This window comes from Tengunoibacter tsumagoiensis, assembly GCF_003967535.1.
Taxonomy (GTDB): Bacteria; Chloroflexota; Ktedonobacteria; order Ktedonobacterales; family Ktedonobacteraceae; genus Tengunoibacter; species Tengunoibacter tsumagoiensis.
Genome location: NZ_BIFR01000002.1, coordinates 1389999 through 1404942, shown reverse-complemented (window position 1 = coordinate 1404942; position 14944 = coordinate 1389999). Strand labels below are relative to the sequence as shown.

The following is a 14944-nucleotide window of genomic DNA, read 5'->3' as shown; positions in this document are numbered from 1 at the left end:
CTTATCTCGACAGAGACGCTAGCCAGGGAAATCCGCTGGAACCCCATGCATACCAAGGATGAGTGAGAGTTCGCCGCCGTGATGGAGATCATGCTCCAGTACATGCCCAACAATCCAGGCGCGCGACAGATAGACCTGTTTGCCGTCCAGCTCATCGGGAAAGGTCTGTTGCATGTCAGCTGGACTCCAGCGAGCCAGGCAATCAGCCACGAATTGCCAGCTGAGATCGAGGCCCAGAGCCAATTCGGTAGCGGTTGGGATAGGTACTCCCTCACGCAACGGCTGTAGAGTCAACACCCCTCAAAATGATGATGTAAATGGAATCAATTCCCTGTATTAACAAGCTGACTGCATAATGTTACATGGGTAGTAAAAACAGAGCATCAACGTTCATAGGAATAGGGAACAAAGTACCGTTCAATATCATCTTTCTAATAAGAAGCGTATTGCGCCTCTTTATGAATGGAGAAAGGAAAAATCATGCTGATCTGGCAACATATCGTATGGAAGATACAGGGAAGCGGTAAGATCATTGGTAGCCTTGCGCTCATGCTTAGTCTCCTGATTTTGATGAGTGCTTGTTCAGAAGCATCGTCTTCACAAACATCATCGCAAACAGTGACGATGCATACTAGTTGGGCAGAGTATTATACATCATTAAAAGAGCTGAAGCAGCACTCAGATGTTGTGGTTAGAGGAACCATTGCTGAGATTGGGACGACATACAAACCTACTGATGGGCCAGTTTATACACCTGTGACTGTTTCAATCACTCAAATCATATCAAAACCTCAAAATGAGGATATCCCGGCAAAAATCTCACTAGTCCAGACTGGTGGAAAGTACAAGAATGTTACGTATCAAGTCGATGATGATCCTCTGTTTCAAAAAGGTGAGCAAGTCATTCTTTTCCTGAAGGAGTACAAACCGGGAAAATTTCGCATCTCAGGTGGCCCAACAGGAAGATTCAAAATTGCCAATGGAACTGTTCTACCAGTTGTCTCAGATGGCGTACAACTCTCTCCATCCACAACCGATACACAGTTTGCTTCAAACCTCCAAAACGTTTAACAGGAGTTGACGAAAAAGTGCAGTGAAGTCCGATTGAGTGTCAGTGTGGCAAAATGATCAAGTCAATTCTCCACGACGCTTGAGAACACAAGGATATACTTTGATCAAAGTGAGATAAGCCCGGGATGCACAATTCTCTCACGAGAACCTTCCAGGTGAGATAATTGGATACTTTGGGCTTATCTCACCTAGAGTCGAGATAACAGCTTTAAGTGATGAGAGAGATTCTATGAACTCATTGCATATGATCTTGCCCTGGCCTGGCTCCCAGACAACGCTTCGCCCATTTTACACAACTTTCTGCACGTTGCTCGTGAGCGTCTCATGCCAGCAATCCCGGGAAGGGACAATGGTGTATAAAATAGTGCCAGGCTTCATGTAAAACTCTCAAGTACGAAGTTGAGGCTTTTTGCCATTCTCTAGCGCGTGGGCACACCACTCAAAGCAGGTGAAGCGGGCTCAGATCCATTCCTGTTTATAAGCACGCTTCTGGCACTCTGCCAACCCTCCATTATTGCGTCAGTGTTATACACATGATGGCTGAGAATCTAACATATCAAGAAAGGGGGAGTATCGGTGGTGTCATGCCATATCCCCATGACGTGGGGGATGGACTGAGGGTAAATGTCAGTGTTGCACCCTGCGCGATCTCGGCATGATGGAGCCAGGAGCGTTGAAGTGGCACCCCGTTGAGCCGGACTTCGGCGACATAGCCATACGCTGGTCCGGCCTCGGGGGCCTGGATGAGCAGGTGCTTCCCACTGTTGCCCAGCTTGATCTGGATCTCGGTGAACGTGGGGGCTGTGATCAGATAGAGATCCTGACCCATCACGGGATAGAGCCCCATTGTTGACCAGAGATACCAACCGCTCTGGCATCCCATATCTTCGTCGTCGCTCAGCCCATTGCGGGTCGCGTGGTAGGCACGGGCGAGCAGGGCACGGACACGCTCGGCGCTCTTATCGGGCCGTCCAGCGTAGTGATAGAGATAGGGGATATGGAGCAGCGTCTCCTTCTGGATATAGTGCCCCTGAGCGAAAAAGGCATCGAGGACCTCCACAAAAGCTTCTGGTCCCCCATGGCGGCGCACCAGCCCCGCAAAATCATGAAACACCTGGAACGACCATTGTCTGCCTGTCGCCTCATAGAAGTATGGGACCAATCGGGGCTGCTGTTTGACCTGGTCCGGATCAAATGGAGTGAGCCATGACCCATCGGGTTGGCGCGGTGCGAAACAGCGCAGGTCGTCGCGCCAGAGCTTCCAGACGTTGGACGCACGAGCGTACGCGGCCTCGGCCACCTCGCTCTCTCCCAACCAGGCCGCCAGCGTACCAGCGCACCAGTCCTGATAGCAGTATTCAAGATGTTTGGAGGCGCTGAAACGCGGGACATCCGTCGAGATGTACGCAAGGGGAGGCTCCCGGTCTTGATCGCGCAGGTCGCGCCCAAAGTGTACCGGGTCGGGCGACGGCACCAGCGCATTTTTGCGCATAAAGGCAAGGGCTCGCTGATAGTCCTGGCGTGTGAGACCCGGCAACCCCTTGAGCGCCGCCTCACAGAAGAGAATATCAATCGTGCTTCCGCCCTGGCTGACACCATAGTGACCGGCAATCCAGGCGTCGGGCAACCAGCCACGATGCTCCGCGATGTCGAGGGCGGCCAGCAGAAAGGCGGCCTCTCGCTCAGGATCAAACAGAGAGATGAGCTGGTTGGCATTGCGCACGCTATCCCAAAAGCAGTAGAAATCGGTAAATTGGCGCGTTCCCGAATGCCAGAGACTATGCTCGTCGTCGATACCAAGGTCGGTGGGCATACAGACCAGACGTGTAAAAAGCGTCGCGAAGAGTGTGCGCTGTTCGACACTCCCGCCCTTCACCGTGATTGCTGTCAGGGCCTGATCCCAGGTCGCAGCGGCGGCGGTGCGCACATGATCAAAAGGGAGGAATGAGAGTGTGGGAGAGAAGCTTTCTGCTTGAGCGGATGCAGTAGATTCATGTCGGGATGATTGCCGAGGTGAGGTGGTCGCCTGAGCATGGTCTGAGCCAACTTCGCGGGCGAGGCTGGCGCAGGCATGGGCGAGACTCGCATAGGAAATACCGACCCAGGCCTGGACGCAAAGCGGTTGCTCCGCTGGATCGTCCGGCAGGCGGAAGGTGGCGATGGCTTTGCTCTGAGGGCCGACAGCGATGGGGCCGCTCACACGATCCATCCCTACCGCGCACTGTTGTGCACGCGCCGGTTGATCGAAATGGAGAGCAAAGAAGACCGAATAGGGATAATTATGTCCCCAGCCGCCCTGGCAGTCGGCTCGCCCAACAAGGTCGGTCGGAGAGAGCCACTCAATGGAGCCACCAACCGAGGCCCCGGTATACTCCTGCGTCCACTCACCTGGTTTGTCACCGGGTAGCACGGGGATGGGAGCCATCTCTTCCCACTGGATCACCGCGCCCGCATCAATGAGCAGATGGGCACCACCGGTTCCAGCAGGGAACGTGTAGCGGTGGACGCCGACATGCGGGGTCACGGTTAGCTCGGCCCGAATCGCCTCCGGTTGTAAGCTCACGGCATAATAACCGGGCTCCGCATACTCATCCTGAGGATGATAGGCAAGCGGCGAGGAACGCCAGGCATCAACGGGGCCGATAAACGGCGTAAAGCCTACATTGCCATAGCGGCTCGGCCCGCCTGTGCCGCTGACATGGGTATGGCTAAAGCGAGCAATACGCCCATCAACACCATACCCATATCCGTTGGTTGATTGTCGTCCCACGATCGTATCGGGGCCCAGACGTACCAGACTGTAAGGCAGATATGGACCACATAAACATTGTCCGCTATAGATGCCAATGAAAGGATCAACCCAGGTTCGCATCATTTCTCTCCTTTGAAAACTGTTTTATAGCAGCTATTATGGCCCACTCCCGGTTCGTCGTCTATAGAAATATCGACCACTCTCCATCAGACTTGTAGAAGAGTTAAAAAAGAGGTACAGTAATTAGGTAAACCGACCAAACAGTAAAAGGGTACTGAGTGAATCTGTGAATATTTCCTCACGCAAGTAAGAAATGAAAAGAGCAATGAACAAATGAAAATTGTAGCAATCTATGGTGGATCGAGAAAAAATGGAAATAGCGAACAACTCACCAAAGAACTCCTTCGAGGGACTTCATCCTCTTCCATTCATTTGAGCGATTATCGTATTCAGCCAATTGTGGATCAACGACATGACCCCAATGGTTTTGATACGGTAGATGATGACTATAGTCTCGTTCTCCAACAAGTTCTCTCCCATGATTTTCTTATCTTTACCACCCCTGTGTACTGGTATGGGATGTCAGGATTGATGAAGAATTTCATTGACCGTTGGTCTCAGAGTTTCCGCGATCCATCGCTGAACTTTAAAGGGGAGATCACAAAAAAACGGGCGTTTGTGGTGATTGTTGGGGATGACCAGCCACAAAGGAAAGCCTTACCTTTAGTTCAGCAATTCCAATATATCTTTGATTTTGTAAACGTGCCACTGATGGGATATCTGATCGGGCAAGGAAGAAAACCTGGGGATATCCAGAACGATCTCAGAACGCTTGAAGAGGCCGCCATCTGGCGAAACAAGCTTCTGGAAACACATTCATAATGGGTAATGCACCAGATATGTATGTTTTTTGAAACCGCATGAAAAACGGGATACGTCTGAAAACCATTCAAGTTTTTCACATATCCCGGGCAGGTCTCTCTCTGTTACCTGTCTCTCTTGACTTTATCGAGCCAGGCCCGCATATCGGGCTCATGGTCATCGTGAAAGTGAGAAAAGAACAATCTGCCGTTTAATGGCTCTCCTGCCAGCCATGAAAAACGTTGAGGGTCCTGGAGTTCCTCTTCAGAAAAGGCAGCAAGGGCCTCTACCAATTGTTGCAAGACTTCACGTGAATCGCTGAGCACATCGGCTAATGGACGATCTCGTTGCGATTCATACATCCAGGCATTGATGTCATCATCGCTCTGCAAAGCTGGCGGCCAGGGCGGTGTAAATTCTGGTTCATAATTCAGTTCGACTTGAAAGCCTCTGACTGACCAACGTCGCCACTCGGTTAAGTGGGCTACGATATCCTTGATAGACCAGCCACCAGCAACTTCTGGCTGTGTCATATTGGCCTCGCCAATCTCGTCGAGCAAGGCTTGCCAGGAGGCATTTTCATTGTGCAATTCCGTAAGGAGTTGGGGTTTGCTGAGCATAGTGTCCATTCTGCATTCCTTTCAGCTCATTGAAGCTATTGAACCAGAGTGTGTCCTTCCCTCTCCTCTTCTTTCAGGAGATAAGCACAATACCATGTATGTCCTTAAAGAGACAGAGATGCTAGCCAGGGAAATCCGCTGTAACCCCATGCATACCAAGGATGAGTGAGAGTTCTCCGCCGTGATGCAGATCATGCTCCAGTACATGCCCAACAATCCAGGCGCGCGACAGATACACCTGTTTGCCGTCCATTTCATCTGGAAAGGTCTGTTGCATGTCGGCTGGACTCCAGCGAGCCAGGCAACCAGCTATGAATTGCCAGGTGAGATCGAGGCCCAGAGCCAATTCGGCTGCGGTTGGGATGGGTGCTCCTTCTTGGAGTGAACCTTTGTGACGCTTCAGGTATGCACTCAGCTCCTCGCCAACCTCTTCTCCCAGGGTCAGCATAAACCAGCCCGTACGAGCACCGATGATGTGTAACGCATTCTCACTAACGGAGCGCAGATGAGGAGCGGCACGCAATGCAAGCTGTTCGGAGGTAAGTGGTGCGATTGCTTCTCTGATGTGCTTCTGATATTCTTTCCAGATAGCATAGTACGTTATGAGGGTAAAGTTGTCCTCAGTCATCGTATGGCCTCCTTTTTGTCTCTTCTTTCTCGTAGAGTACCATGGAAAGCGGACAGTTTACGCCCGCTTTTCATGAGTTTTGAATGAAGACAGAAGAGAGCAATCAGCAAGCAGTTCAATCAATCACGAATGATGGAAGAGCCAGATAGGTAAGACTTTTCAGGAGCGCATCAAAGATTTTACTAACGGTATTCCTTTTCGCCAATGACTGCGATGCTCGTATATCCCCGCGAGGTGGGACCTTGTTCTATACGTACATTCTTTAAGCCTTCTCGCTGCATGCCGGGTATGATCTGCTCCTCCAGTGCCGATTGAAGTGATTCCCACACCTCGACCTCTCCTTGCGCATTGACTTTGCCGGTAGAAAGCGTCAGCACTATTCGGCCTCCTGGCTTGAGGACACGATAGAGTTCGCGCAGAGCAGGCGAAGATACGTGTGGTTCCAGCCAGAAATAGAGGGTGTGGATCGTCATGATCTTCTCAAATTGCTCATCCTTACAGGGCAAAGCGGCTATGGTACCCTGCGAGAGCATGACCTGTCCAGCCTTTACCGCCGCTCCATTTCGTCTGGTTGCGGATCGCACCATCTGTTCTGAAAGATCGATTCCCACAACGCGTCCTCTGCTTGCTTGCTCTGCTGTGAGCTTGATTGCCTGGCCAGCTCCACAACCAACCTCCAGGATTGTATCTGTGGGCTGAATGTCCAGAAGGTGCACCGTCCACTCCGTCTCTGCTCTATGCTGGCGCACCATTACTTCTCCAGCGACCCACCCTATCACACCTTTCGGACGCGGATAGTGTTTGTTCAGAACCGTATCAAAAACGTGTTTTACCGAGATCATTGTGTCTTCCTTTCTCATCAACTCTGCTTAGCATAGCAATGACCCGGCGATAAAACAAGCCAATATCTGCTATACTCTCGATAAGATTTTTTTATGAGAAGGGGGGGGTTCCACCTATGGATCTGCACCAATTGCAAGCCTTTGATCACATCGTTTTGTACAACCATTTCAGCAAAGCTGCACGCAAATTGGAGGTGTCCCAACCAACGATCAGTTTACGGATTCGTGCCCTTGAACAAGAGGTTGGAGGACCTCTCTTTGAGCGTAGAGGCAATCGTGTTTTTTTGACAGAACTTGGACAGACTTTTCTTCCTTATGCGCAAACAGCCCTTCGCGCAATGACGACAGGAGTAGATGCCGCGAGGCGGACCAGGGAAGGAGAGAGAGGACAGGTCAGAATCGCGACCTTACCCTCGCTGGCAACAGGTTTTTTTGCCACAGCTCTGACACATTTTTATCGCCAGTATCCTCACATTGATGTGGTCATTCATACCGGTCATACCCGAGAAATCTGTGAAATGCTCCATGAACATTATGTTGATCTTGGCTTCGTGGTTGGACCATTTTTTCATCCGGAGTTTTCCCCTCTTCTCCATTTAAAAGAACCGTTGGCACTGGTAACCTATCCCCAACATCCACTTACCCAGGTAGAACAGGTAACCCTCCAAGATATTGTAAACCAGGGTTCTCCTTTTTTTCTGATTGATTGGAATGTTGAGGTGAAACAGTGGCAATCCCATCTTCTTGCCACTTCTCCGTCATCTACCATTGAGGTTCCGCCTCAGACGGCATATGATTTACTGATGAGAGGGAAGGGAGTCGCATTTTTAACACGAACCATGGTCGAACATGAGTTGAAAACAGGAACATTGGTAGAGCTTTCTGTGCAACACATGCCCAGTTTTCACCGAGAAAGCCTGCTCATCCAGCATCATGCCGTTGCTCCATTGCCAGTTGCTATCAATGAATGGCTTCGCGTGTTTCGAGAAGAAGCGCGATCCTATTGTCTTGAGAGCAGATGATTGATAAATGAATATAGAGCTACTACCTATTTTACCGCCCACTGAATTCGCATATTTCCTCCCACAAAGCGGTTCAGTCCCACTTTTGGTGATGAAAAGTGCCTTCAAACAAGGCGAGGCCCACCACGACAGCTAAAACAGTGAAAGCTGTAGGAAATGCGTCTCACGTCTGTCCACACCTTGATCCATACGTATTCAGCATCACCAAAAGTGGGACAGATCCACAAAGCTCCTTGATCTCCATCATAAGCCAGGCTTCGAGGTGCCAAAATGATTGAGGAAACGTTCGGTGCCGAGACCACTAATCAGCAGTCGTTCTTTGGCATTACTGAGGAGTTGCTGGGTCCACGTCGTGAAGCCGCCGTCGATCAGTTCCATCTCGGTTCCCAACAGGTTTGTTGCATAGATATGGAAGCAGGCACCAACATAATAGCCACGTCCTGTCTCCCTGTTGGGATCAAGCTCGCAGAGAATATCCGAATGGTTGGCCGCGAGGGGAGAGAGCACCTGCTCAGTGAGGACCTGTTCCCGTCGCCCTTGTTCGAGATCAGTGATGGCGACCCGGAAGTGATGAGCAGGGTAGCCAAACTGGGAGGCTTCACGCAACACGCGCAAGTAAAAGCCAATCTGTTCGAGAAGGGTGCTGGTCTCGAACCGAAACGATCCCTCGTCGCGGCCAGCAACACAGAGGGCGAGGAGACGAAAGTGAGGAAGCGCTCCTTCCACTTTGTAGGCTTGCCCACGTACCACGCGATGTGAGGTGCAGAGCCGGACCCGTTCTCGGTTCTGCCGATCCGTATGCAGGAGACGGCGGCGTGAAGCACATTCGAGGGCCAGGACGTTGGTTGCGTCGGCCACGACTTCGGTATTGCGAAGCGTGGTGAGGACCTTGTTCTGGTCGACGGTCGCTATAGCAGCATTCGTGCCGAGTGGACAAACCGGTGAGAGTTCGATGGCAGTGTAAGCGTCCGAAAGCTGCGACCAGATAAGGCGGTCAAAATCAGTCAGCGCTTCTAGAGTTGCACGGGATGGACGCACAAAGCGATCTCGCTCATAGCGCTCAAGAAGTTGACTGGGGGTGATCGTGCTCGCACGCCGTCGATAGACCTCCAGAAGCAGGGACTGGAGGTCTGTCGGACCAAGTCGCTCGACAAGCACATCAAGTAATTCGGGAACTCCTGCTTCCCGCAGGAGCCGCTCAAGCATGGAATGATCCACAGTTTCATCCTTTCTCAGATCCGCTGGCAGAGATTCTTGCCATCAACATACTCATCTTCCTCAATGCTGCCCATTTCAGTAGTTTTTGCCCAGAGGATATCCAGGTCACCTGAGCTCTAGAGTGTTGTCATTCTGGAACGCAGGTGCCAGGAGAGGATGTACAACGTGAGCTTCGGCTATGACCTATCCGGTTGATAGATGAGCAAGATGACGCCAGAACTGAAGGTCCTGGTCTCGACCAGTTTCAGCACCTTCCTCTCACTTCCCTCTCGGAAGAGACGCTTGCCGCTGCCCACCACGACAGGAAAGACCATCAACCGATATTCATCGATCAAGTCCTGTTGCATCAGGGTATGGACCAACTCTCCACTGCCGAAAATCACCACATCCTGACCCGGTTGCTGCTTGATCTGGGAGACTTCCTCGGCGAGATCGCCCTTAAGCAGGCTGGCATTCCACTCTACTTCCGAGAGCGTGGTGGAGGTCACAAACTTGGGTAAGCTATTCATGCGCTCCCCATACTCCCCGGTTCCTTGCATGGTGGGCCAGGCAGCGGCAAACCCTTGATAGGTCTCTCGTCCCAGCAGAAGCGCGCCGCAGGCTTTCAGCTCTTCGAATTTAAACTGCAACTGTTCTTCACTCCTGCCAAATTGGAAAGACCACTGGTTTGGGGCTTCCATGACGCCATCCAGCGTCACAAATTCGGAAACAATGATGTTTCTCATGCGATTCTTCTTCCTTTGTTGATACAATTCCTTGATACGATGGTATTTCCACGGTGCTGGTGCGCGATTTCCATCATGATCTGCCGACCGACCCCGCGGGTCACGCATCTCCCGTTTGAGTGAGAGTATACGTGAGAGCTGACCAGAACACATCCCTTGAACAAGGTATTATATGGCGAGGTTTCAGGTATCTTCAAGCTTCCTCCAGGCGTGTGCGGGCAAGGGAGGCTCCCTTGAAGCAGGCAAGCGATAAGTGGGGAGAGACAAGTTAGGCCAGGTGCTGTTCGAGAGCATAGCGGGTAGCAGCACTCCGCGAGGAGACCTTGATTTTCCCATAGATCGCCTTCAGATGAGTGTTGACTGTGTGTGAACTGATGATGAGTTGCGTGGCAATCTGCGCATCGGTGAGTCCCTGAGCCAGCAGGCGCAGCACCTCCACTTCACGTGCTGTCAGCCCGTCAGGAAAGCGAGATGGCCATTTCGCCAGGGGTGTAGTCTCGTGCGAAATCGCCACGATTTCTCGGGCTGCCAGAGCCTGCTCCCAGGTCAGGCCACGTCCCTCGGCCCAGGCCAGCGCAAAGGCTTGCTCTCCTAGTTGGGTACGGACAGCAGCCAGGGAGCGCTCGTAGTCAGTCCGGAAGAGGGGTGGTAGAGGTGTTCCATAGGAATCGCGCAGGGTTGCCGCAGCAGCCCACAGTCGCACTGCCCACCTTGTCTTACCCTGTATCGCAGCGACGGCAGCCAGACCTTCAATTGTAGGGACCAGATCCACAACAGCCAGACCTCTCCGCAGGCTCTCTTCATACGCGGTGCCTGCGGCGGTGTAGTCCGCCTCCGCAGCGAAGATCTTTCCGCGAAGAGAGCCTATCGAGGCGAGCATTCCCTGATTGCCGAGTTCCTGCCAAAGTGCGTGGCTTTGTTCCATCAGCAGGCGCGCGGTTGCCGTCTCCCCTTGAGCGAGAACAATCTCCCCCTGGAGAGCGAGAGCAAGCGCTTGCGCACTCATGATGCTCGTTTCCCTTACGCTTGCGAGGCTCTTCTCTACCAGGGTCTGCGCTTGCACGAGTTCCCCTTGCCACAACGCCGCACGTGCCTGAGTGATGAGCGACATAGCTATCCCAGTCATGTCGCCCACTACCTGGCACATCTCACCTGCTTGTACTGCCAGTGGTTGGACCCTGGCGTACTCCCCCTGGTAGAGGACGACCAGCGCCAGCGCACCCAGCGCCCAGGCCATGAGGGTCTTGTCGCCTCCTTCTCCAAAGAATACCAGGCTCTCCTCGAACTGCCTTCGCGCAGTTGCCAGGTCCCACCGCGCGAACGTGAGATGGGCCAGATGGAAGGAGGCCTCGCCCATCCCCTGCATATCTGCAAGCCTGCGGAACAATGCCAGACTCTCTTGACACAGCGCTTCTCCCTGCTCAAAGTGACCCAGGGAACCGGCCAGGCTCCCAGCAGCCCACAGCACCCTGGCCCGTAGCGACACCTCTCCCCCTGCGGATTGCTCCAGCGCCCGCGAAAGCCAGTTCCACCCCTCCCGTCGGTATTCGTGGGCATACCAGAACCACCAGAGAGCGATTAAGAGGCGGAAAACCCCGTCTGTTTCTCCTTGCTCAAGCAGCCAATTCGTGGCCGCACGCAGATTGCCCTGCTCCTGCTCCAGCCGCGCAAACCATGCCGCCTGCTGCGGACTGTTCCACGCCTGTTTCGCTGTTTCTGCCAGGGCCAGATAATAGTGAGCATGAGCGGTTCGCGTCACCTCCGCTTCTCCAGCGGCAGCGAGCGTTTCCTGCCCGTATTCCTGGATAGTCTCCAGCATCACCAGCCGCGGATCTGCGGTCTCGTGCTCAGTCTGCTGCAGCAAACTCTTGTCAATAAGGGAGGCTATCGCATCCAACTGCCAGATGGCAGGGGTCTGGGGATCAACAGCCGCGCAAACCGCCTCAATAGCTTCCAGGGTGCAGCCACCAGCAAAGACGGAGAGTTGCCGGAAGAGTCGCTGCTCATCAGCGTCTAAGAGGCGGTAGCTCCACTCGATGGTTTTGCGCAACGTCTGGTGCCGCTCCGGTGCGTCTCGCGCGCCACCCGCCAACACTGTCAGGCGGCTTTCCAGGCGCGCGAGCAGTGCGGGTGGCGGTAGCAGTTTCATGCGAGCCGCGGCCAGTTCAATCGCCAAAGGCAAGCCATCCAGGCGGGCACAGATTTCGGCGATCGCCGAGGCATTCGTATTATTTACCTGGAACTCGGGCTGGAGTGCCTGGGCGCGTGCGCTGAAGAGCGCCACCGCCTCATACTGTGACAACGTCGCGAGTTCGGGCAGGTGGGTGGGATCGGGCAGCGAGAGCGGCGGGACGGCAAACTCGTACTCCGCTAAAAGGTGGAGCACCGCACGGCTGGTGACCAACAGCTTGAGTTGTGGACAGCGCGCCAACAGATCCGAGAGGATGCTGGCAGCACTCATCACCTGCTCAAAGTTGTCGAGGAGCAACAGACACTGCTTCTCCTGTAGGAAAGCGTGCAACTGTTCCCCCAGAACCTGGGTGGGGCTCTCTTTCACACCCAACGCCTGGGCGATAGTTGGCGCAACCAGTTCGGCATCACGGATGGAAGCCAGATTCACAAACGAGATGCCATCGGGGAAGGAGTTGCGGAGTTCGGGGGCCACCTGCAACGCCAGCCGCGTTTTGCCACTGCCACCGGGTCCGGTCAGGGTCAGCAACCGCACTTCTTCGCGCAGCAGGAGTCGCTGCACAGCGGCGACTTCCCGCTTGCGCCCAATGAATGGGGTAGGCTGTATAGGCAGAGGATGAGGATGGGGATCAAGGGTCAAGAGAGGCTGAAAATCGGCGGGCAGGTCAGCAATGACGAGCTGGAAAAGCCGATTCTGCTGCTGGAAGTCCTTGAGACGGTGCTTTCCCAGGTCTCGCAAGCTCACCCCTTCAGGCAGGTTGTGCTCCATCAGGTGCCGAGTGGCCTGCGAGAGTAGCACCTGACCGCCATGCCCGGCCTGCAGAATGCGCTCCACCAGATGCACATCCCGGCCTACGTACCTTTCATCAATCCGCTGTGGCTCCCCTGTATGTAGCCCCATACGCATGCGCACCATCATGTGATTGGACCAGACATGGGAATCTAGAGCGCGTTGGGCGACCACGGCAGCCGAGACGGCGTCGGCGGCACGCGCAAAAGCGAAGAACAAGGCATCTCTCTGGGCATCGGCTTCGTAGCCGTGAGCCTGCTGGCAAGCTGTGCGCAGCAGCTGTCGGCACTCGGCCAGCACACAGGCATACTGCTCACCCACGTCTTGCCGCAGGAGCGTCGGTCCCTCGATATCGGCGAAGAGCAACGTAATCGTTCCCGTCGGTCCATCACGCATGCGAGATCTCCTCTGGTCCTCGAAACACACAACGTATGAAGGCTCGCGGACAACCCGCAAGCCAAAGGATCATCTCTGTGCATTATATCCCATCATCTTGAGAAAAAAGAGATTCACAAAAGAGAAGGTGCCCTTTTGTGAATCTCTGGAAACACGTAACTATCTCAGAGTTTCGGGTTTGCGTGCACGGACGAAGGCACTGATAAACCGGCCATCGACGGAGGTGCGTTCCTCTGGCGAGAGGGCTGTCACAGAAGCGCTCGCGCCACTGGAAGCGATATCATCCAACGAATAGCGCCGTGTAATCTCGATCTCGATCTCGACAAACCCGGCTTTCTGTAAAAGCGCGCGATAGGTTTCTTCTTCTAATGCGCCAGCCACGCACCCGGCCCAGGACTCCATATCGCGGCGCAGGATGGGTGGCAGTTCCCCCTGCACGACGATATCAGAGACCGCAAAACGACCGCCCGGAGTCAGGACTCGATAGGCTTCGCGCAGGACCTGCCCTTTGTCAGCTGAGAGGTTAATCACACAGTTCGAGATGACAACATCCACGCTGTTTGCCGGGAGTGGGATGGCTTCAATGATGCCCTTGAGAAACTGGACGTTCTCAATCCCTGCCTCTTTTCGGTTGCGCTCCGCCAACGCGAGCATGGCATCGGTCATATCAAGACCGTAGGCGAAGCCTGTTAGTCCCACGCGTTTTGCTGAGAGCAGCACGTCGATGCCGCCACCACTGCCCAGATCCAGGACCTTTTCGCCGGGGATCAGTTCGGCCAGCGCCGTCGGATTGCCACATCCCAGCGAGGCCAGGGCAGCCGCAACCGGGATCTCGCCCAACTCCATCTGGGTGTACAAGTGAGAGGTAATCGGGTTGCCCTGGCTCACATCAGAAGAGCAGCAGGTTGATGCACAACAAGAGGATGCCTCTGTTGGCGGTGGTGTCTCTGCCTTTTCTGATGGCCCACAACAGCTTGGACCGCAACAAGAAGCAGTGTTGGTTTCTGTGGTACCAAGCACCTGTAAGGCGGTTCGCGCATACCTGGCACTTACCTCTTGTCGTAATTGTTCATCACTCTGGGGAACTGTGTTCATTTGCTCGTTTCCTTTCCATTTCTCACGGGCAGAAGAGCACCACGCCCTTCGCTTTTATTTGTACTTGAAGAGACGGAGGATGGCAAAAAAGGACGCACCACAGGGTCCCCATCTGCGTTGGTGTCGCTGCAACAGGCCGATTGCTCGCAGCAGTCGCAGCGAGGCTGATAGTCGAGGATGTGGCCGCGACGATCCAGCTCAAAGTGGCAACACGCCAGCAGTTCTTGCTTGAGTTTCTCACGCGCCCGTTGAACCCGTGACTTTGCCCCAGACAAAGAAATCCCCAGGCGCTCGCCCAGTTCCTTCTGGGTGAGGCCCCGGTACTCCGTAAGGATTAATGCCTGACGATCTTGTTCCGGCAAAGCCAGGACCATCGCACGCACGCACGGGAGCAGTTCGCTCACGACATCATCATCAGGGAGGTCCTCTGGCAATTCCAGGTCCAATGCTGCATCCAGGGACGTCAGCGCTCTTTGACGGCTGCGATAATGATCCACAATCAGGTTGCGGGTAGTCTGGTAGATCCAGCTTTCTAGCCGTCGCGCATCTCTCAGGTGGCTCCCATGCTGATGAATTTTGAGAAAGACGTCTTGCAAGAGATCCTCGGCTACTGCGTCATCAGCCACGCGGCGGCGAATAAAAGAATGGAGCGGCGTGTGAAAGGCTTCCCACGCCTGCTCAGTCAGTGTGTCCATTGCGGTGTTCCTCTCGTTGGTTGTGTTCTTATCACCAGA

Annotated in this window: 13 protein-coding genes; 3 read left to right on the top strand and 10 right to left on the bottom strand. The window is 53.9% G+C overall.

Annotation, left to right across the window (positions count from 1 at the left end; all coding sequences use genetic code 11):
• Window positions 1-18: 18 nt before the first annotated feature.
• The gene (locus EL628_RS26095) at window positions 19-294 is read right to left on the bottom strand and encodes a DinB family protein (RefSeq protein ID WP_161975778.1); all 276 of its coding nucleotides are present in this window, start codon (window positions 292-294) and stop codon (window positions 19-21) included.
• Window positions 295-480: 186 nt separating this feature from the next.
• On the opposite strand from EL628_RS26095, the gene EL628_RS26090 reads away from it, so the two are divergent.
• Entirely contained in the window at window positions 481-1071 is a 591-nt protein-coding gene (locus EL628_RS26090; RefSeq protein ID WP_126582919.1) for a hypothetical protein, read from the top strand.
• Between the two features lie 556 nt (window positions 1072-1627).
• On the opposite strand, the gene EL628_RS26085 is transcribed toward EL628_RS26090, so the two are convergent.
• Window positions 1628-3946, bottom strand: coding sequence for a GH92 family glycosyl hydrolase (locus tag EL628_RS26085; protein ID WP_126582918.1), 2319 nt, complete (start codon window positions 3944-3946; stop codon window positions 1628-1630).
• 210 nt (window positions 3947-4156) lie between these two features.
• Here EL628_RS26085 and EL628_RS26080 point away from each other — a divergent pair, with 210 nt between their 5' ends.
• Window positions 4157-4705, top strand: a complete 549-nt coding sequence (locus tag EL628_RS26080) for a flavodoxin family protein (RefSeq protein ID WP_126582917.1) — start codon at window positions 4157-4159, stop codon at window positions 4703-4705.
• A 104-nt stretch (window positions 4706-4809) separates the two neighbouring features.
• On the opposite strand, the gene EL628_RS26075 is transcribed toward EL628_RS26080, so the two are convergent.
• From EL628_RS26075 to EL628_RS26065, 3 genes are all read right to left on the bottom strand, one after another.
• Window positions 4810-5313 carry a ClbS/DfsB family four-helix bundle protein gene (locus EL628_RS26075; RefSeq protein ID WP_126582916.1) on the bottom strand — a complete coding sequence of 168 codons (504 nt, stop codon included), beginning with the start codon at window positions 5311-5313 and terminating at the stop codon, window positions 4810-4812.
• A gap of 112 nt (window positions 5314-5425) precedes the next feature.
• The gene (locus EL628_RS26070) at window positions 5426-5932 is read right to left on the bottom strand and encodes a DinB family protein (protein WP_126582915.1); all 507 of its coding nucleotides are present in this window, start codon (window positions 5930-5932) and stop codon (window positions 5426-5428) included.
• A gap of 182 nt (window positions 5933-6114) precedes the next feature.
• Window positions 6115-6774 (bottom strand): class I SAM-dependent methyltransferase, encoded by a 660-nt coding sequence (locus EL628_RS26065; protein ID WP_161975777.1) that lies wholly within the window; start codon window positions 6772-6774, stop codon window positions 6115-6117.
• 116 nt (window positions 6775-6890) lie between these two features.
• Here EL628_RS26065 and EL628_RS26060 point away from each other — a divergent pair, with 116 nt between their 5' ends.
• On the top strand, window positions 6891-7796 hold the full coding sequence (locus EL628_RS26060; protein WP_126582913.1) for a LysR family transcriptional regulator: 906 nt from the start codon (window positions 6891-6893) through the stop codon (window positions 7794-7796).
• A 243-nt stretch (window positions 7797-8039) separates the two neighbouring features.
• Here EL628_RS26060 and EL628_RS26055 read toward each other — a convergent pair whose 3' ends face one another.
• The 5 genes from EL628_RS26055 to sigZ all read right to left on the bottom strand — a co-directional run bounded on the left by EL628_RS26055 (window position 8040) and on the right by sigZ (window position 14905).
• Window positions 8040-9014 carry a hypothetical protein gene (locus EL628_RS26055; RefSeq protein ID WP_126582912.1) on the bottom strand — a complete coding sequence of 325 codons (975 nt, stop codon included), beginning with the start codon at window positions 9012-9014 and terminating at the stop codon, window positions 8040-8042.
• Between the two features lie 176 nt (window positions 9015-9190).
• Complete coding sequence (locus EL628_RS26050) at window positions 9191-9739, bottom strand: dihydrofolate reductase family protein (protein ID WP_126582911.1); 549 nt, start codon at window positions 9737-9739, stop codon at window positions 9191-9193.
• A 268-nt stretch (window positions 9740-10007) separates the two neighbouring features.
• A complete protein-coding gene (locus EL628_RS26045; protein ID WP_126582910.1) occupies window positions 10008-13115 on the bottom strand; it encodes a LuxR C-terminal-related transcriptional regulator in 3108 nt (1035 codons plus the stop codon).
• A gap of 159 nt (window positions 13116-13274) precedes the next feature.
• A complete protein-coding gene (arsM, locus tag EL628_RS26040; protein ID WP_218028997.1) occupies window positions 13275-14210 on the bottom strand; it encodes an arsenite methyltransferase in 936 nt (311 codons plus the stop codon).
• A complete protein-coding gene (gene sigZ / locus EL628_RS26035; protein WP_126582909.1) occupies window positions 14207-14905 on the bottom strand; it encodes an RNA polymerase sigma factor SigZ in 699 nt (232 codons plus the stop codon). Before sigZ ends, arsM begins: the two co-directional genes overlap by 4 nt.
• Window positions 14906-14944 lie beyond the last annotated feature (39 nt).

Bases quoted from the DNA above. Each gene is read 5' to 3' on its own strand.
- EL628_RS26090 (WP_126582919.1), top strand. From the start codon at position 481: ATGCTGATCTGGCAACATATCGTATGGAAGATACAGGGAAGCGGTAAG.
- EL628_RS26085 (WP_126582918.1), bottom strand. From the start codon at position 3,946: ATGATGCGAACCTGGGTTGATCCTTTCATTGGCATCTATAGCGGACAA.
- EL628_RS26080 (WP_126582917.1), top strand. From the start codon at position 4,157: ATGAAAATTGTAGCAATCTATGGTGGATCGAGAAAAAATGGAAATAGC.
- EL628_RS26075 (WP_126582916.1), bottom strand. From the start codon at position 5,313: ATGGACACTATGCTCAGCAAACCCCAACTCCTTACGGAATTGCACAAT.
- EL628_RS26070 (WP_126582915.1), bottom strand. From the start codon at position 5,932: ATGACTGAGGACAACTTTACCCTCATAACGTACTATGCTATCTGGAAA.
- EL628_RS26065 (WP_161975777.1), bottom strand. From the start codon at position 6,774: ATGATCTCGGTAAAACACGTTTTTGATACGGTTCTGAACAAACACTAT.
- EL628_RS26060 (WP_126582913.1), top strand. From the start codon at position 6,891: ATGGATCTGCACCAATTGCAAGCCTTTGATCACATCGTTTTGTACAAC.
- EL628_RS26050 (WP_126582911.1), bottom strand. From the start codon at position 9,739: ATGAGAAACATCATTGTTTCCGAATTTGTGACGCTGGATGGCGTCATG.
- EL628_RS26045 (WP_126582910.1), bottom strand. From the start codon at position 13,115: ATGCGTGATGGACCGACGGGAACGATTACGTTGCTCTTCGCCGATATC.
- arsM (WP_218028997.1), bottom strand. From the start codon at position 14,210: ATGAACACAGTTCCCCAGAGTGATGAACAATTACGACAAGAGGTAAGT.
- sigZ (WP_126582909.1), bottom strand. From the start codon at position 14,905: ATGGACACACTGACTGAGCAGGCGTGGGAAGCCTTTCACACGCCGCTC.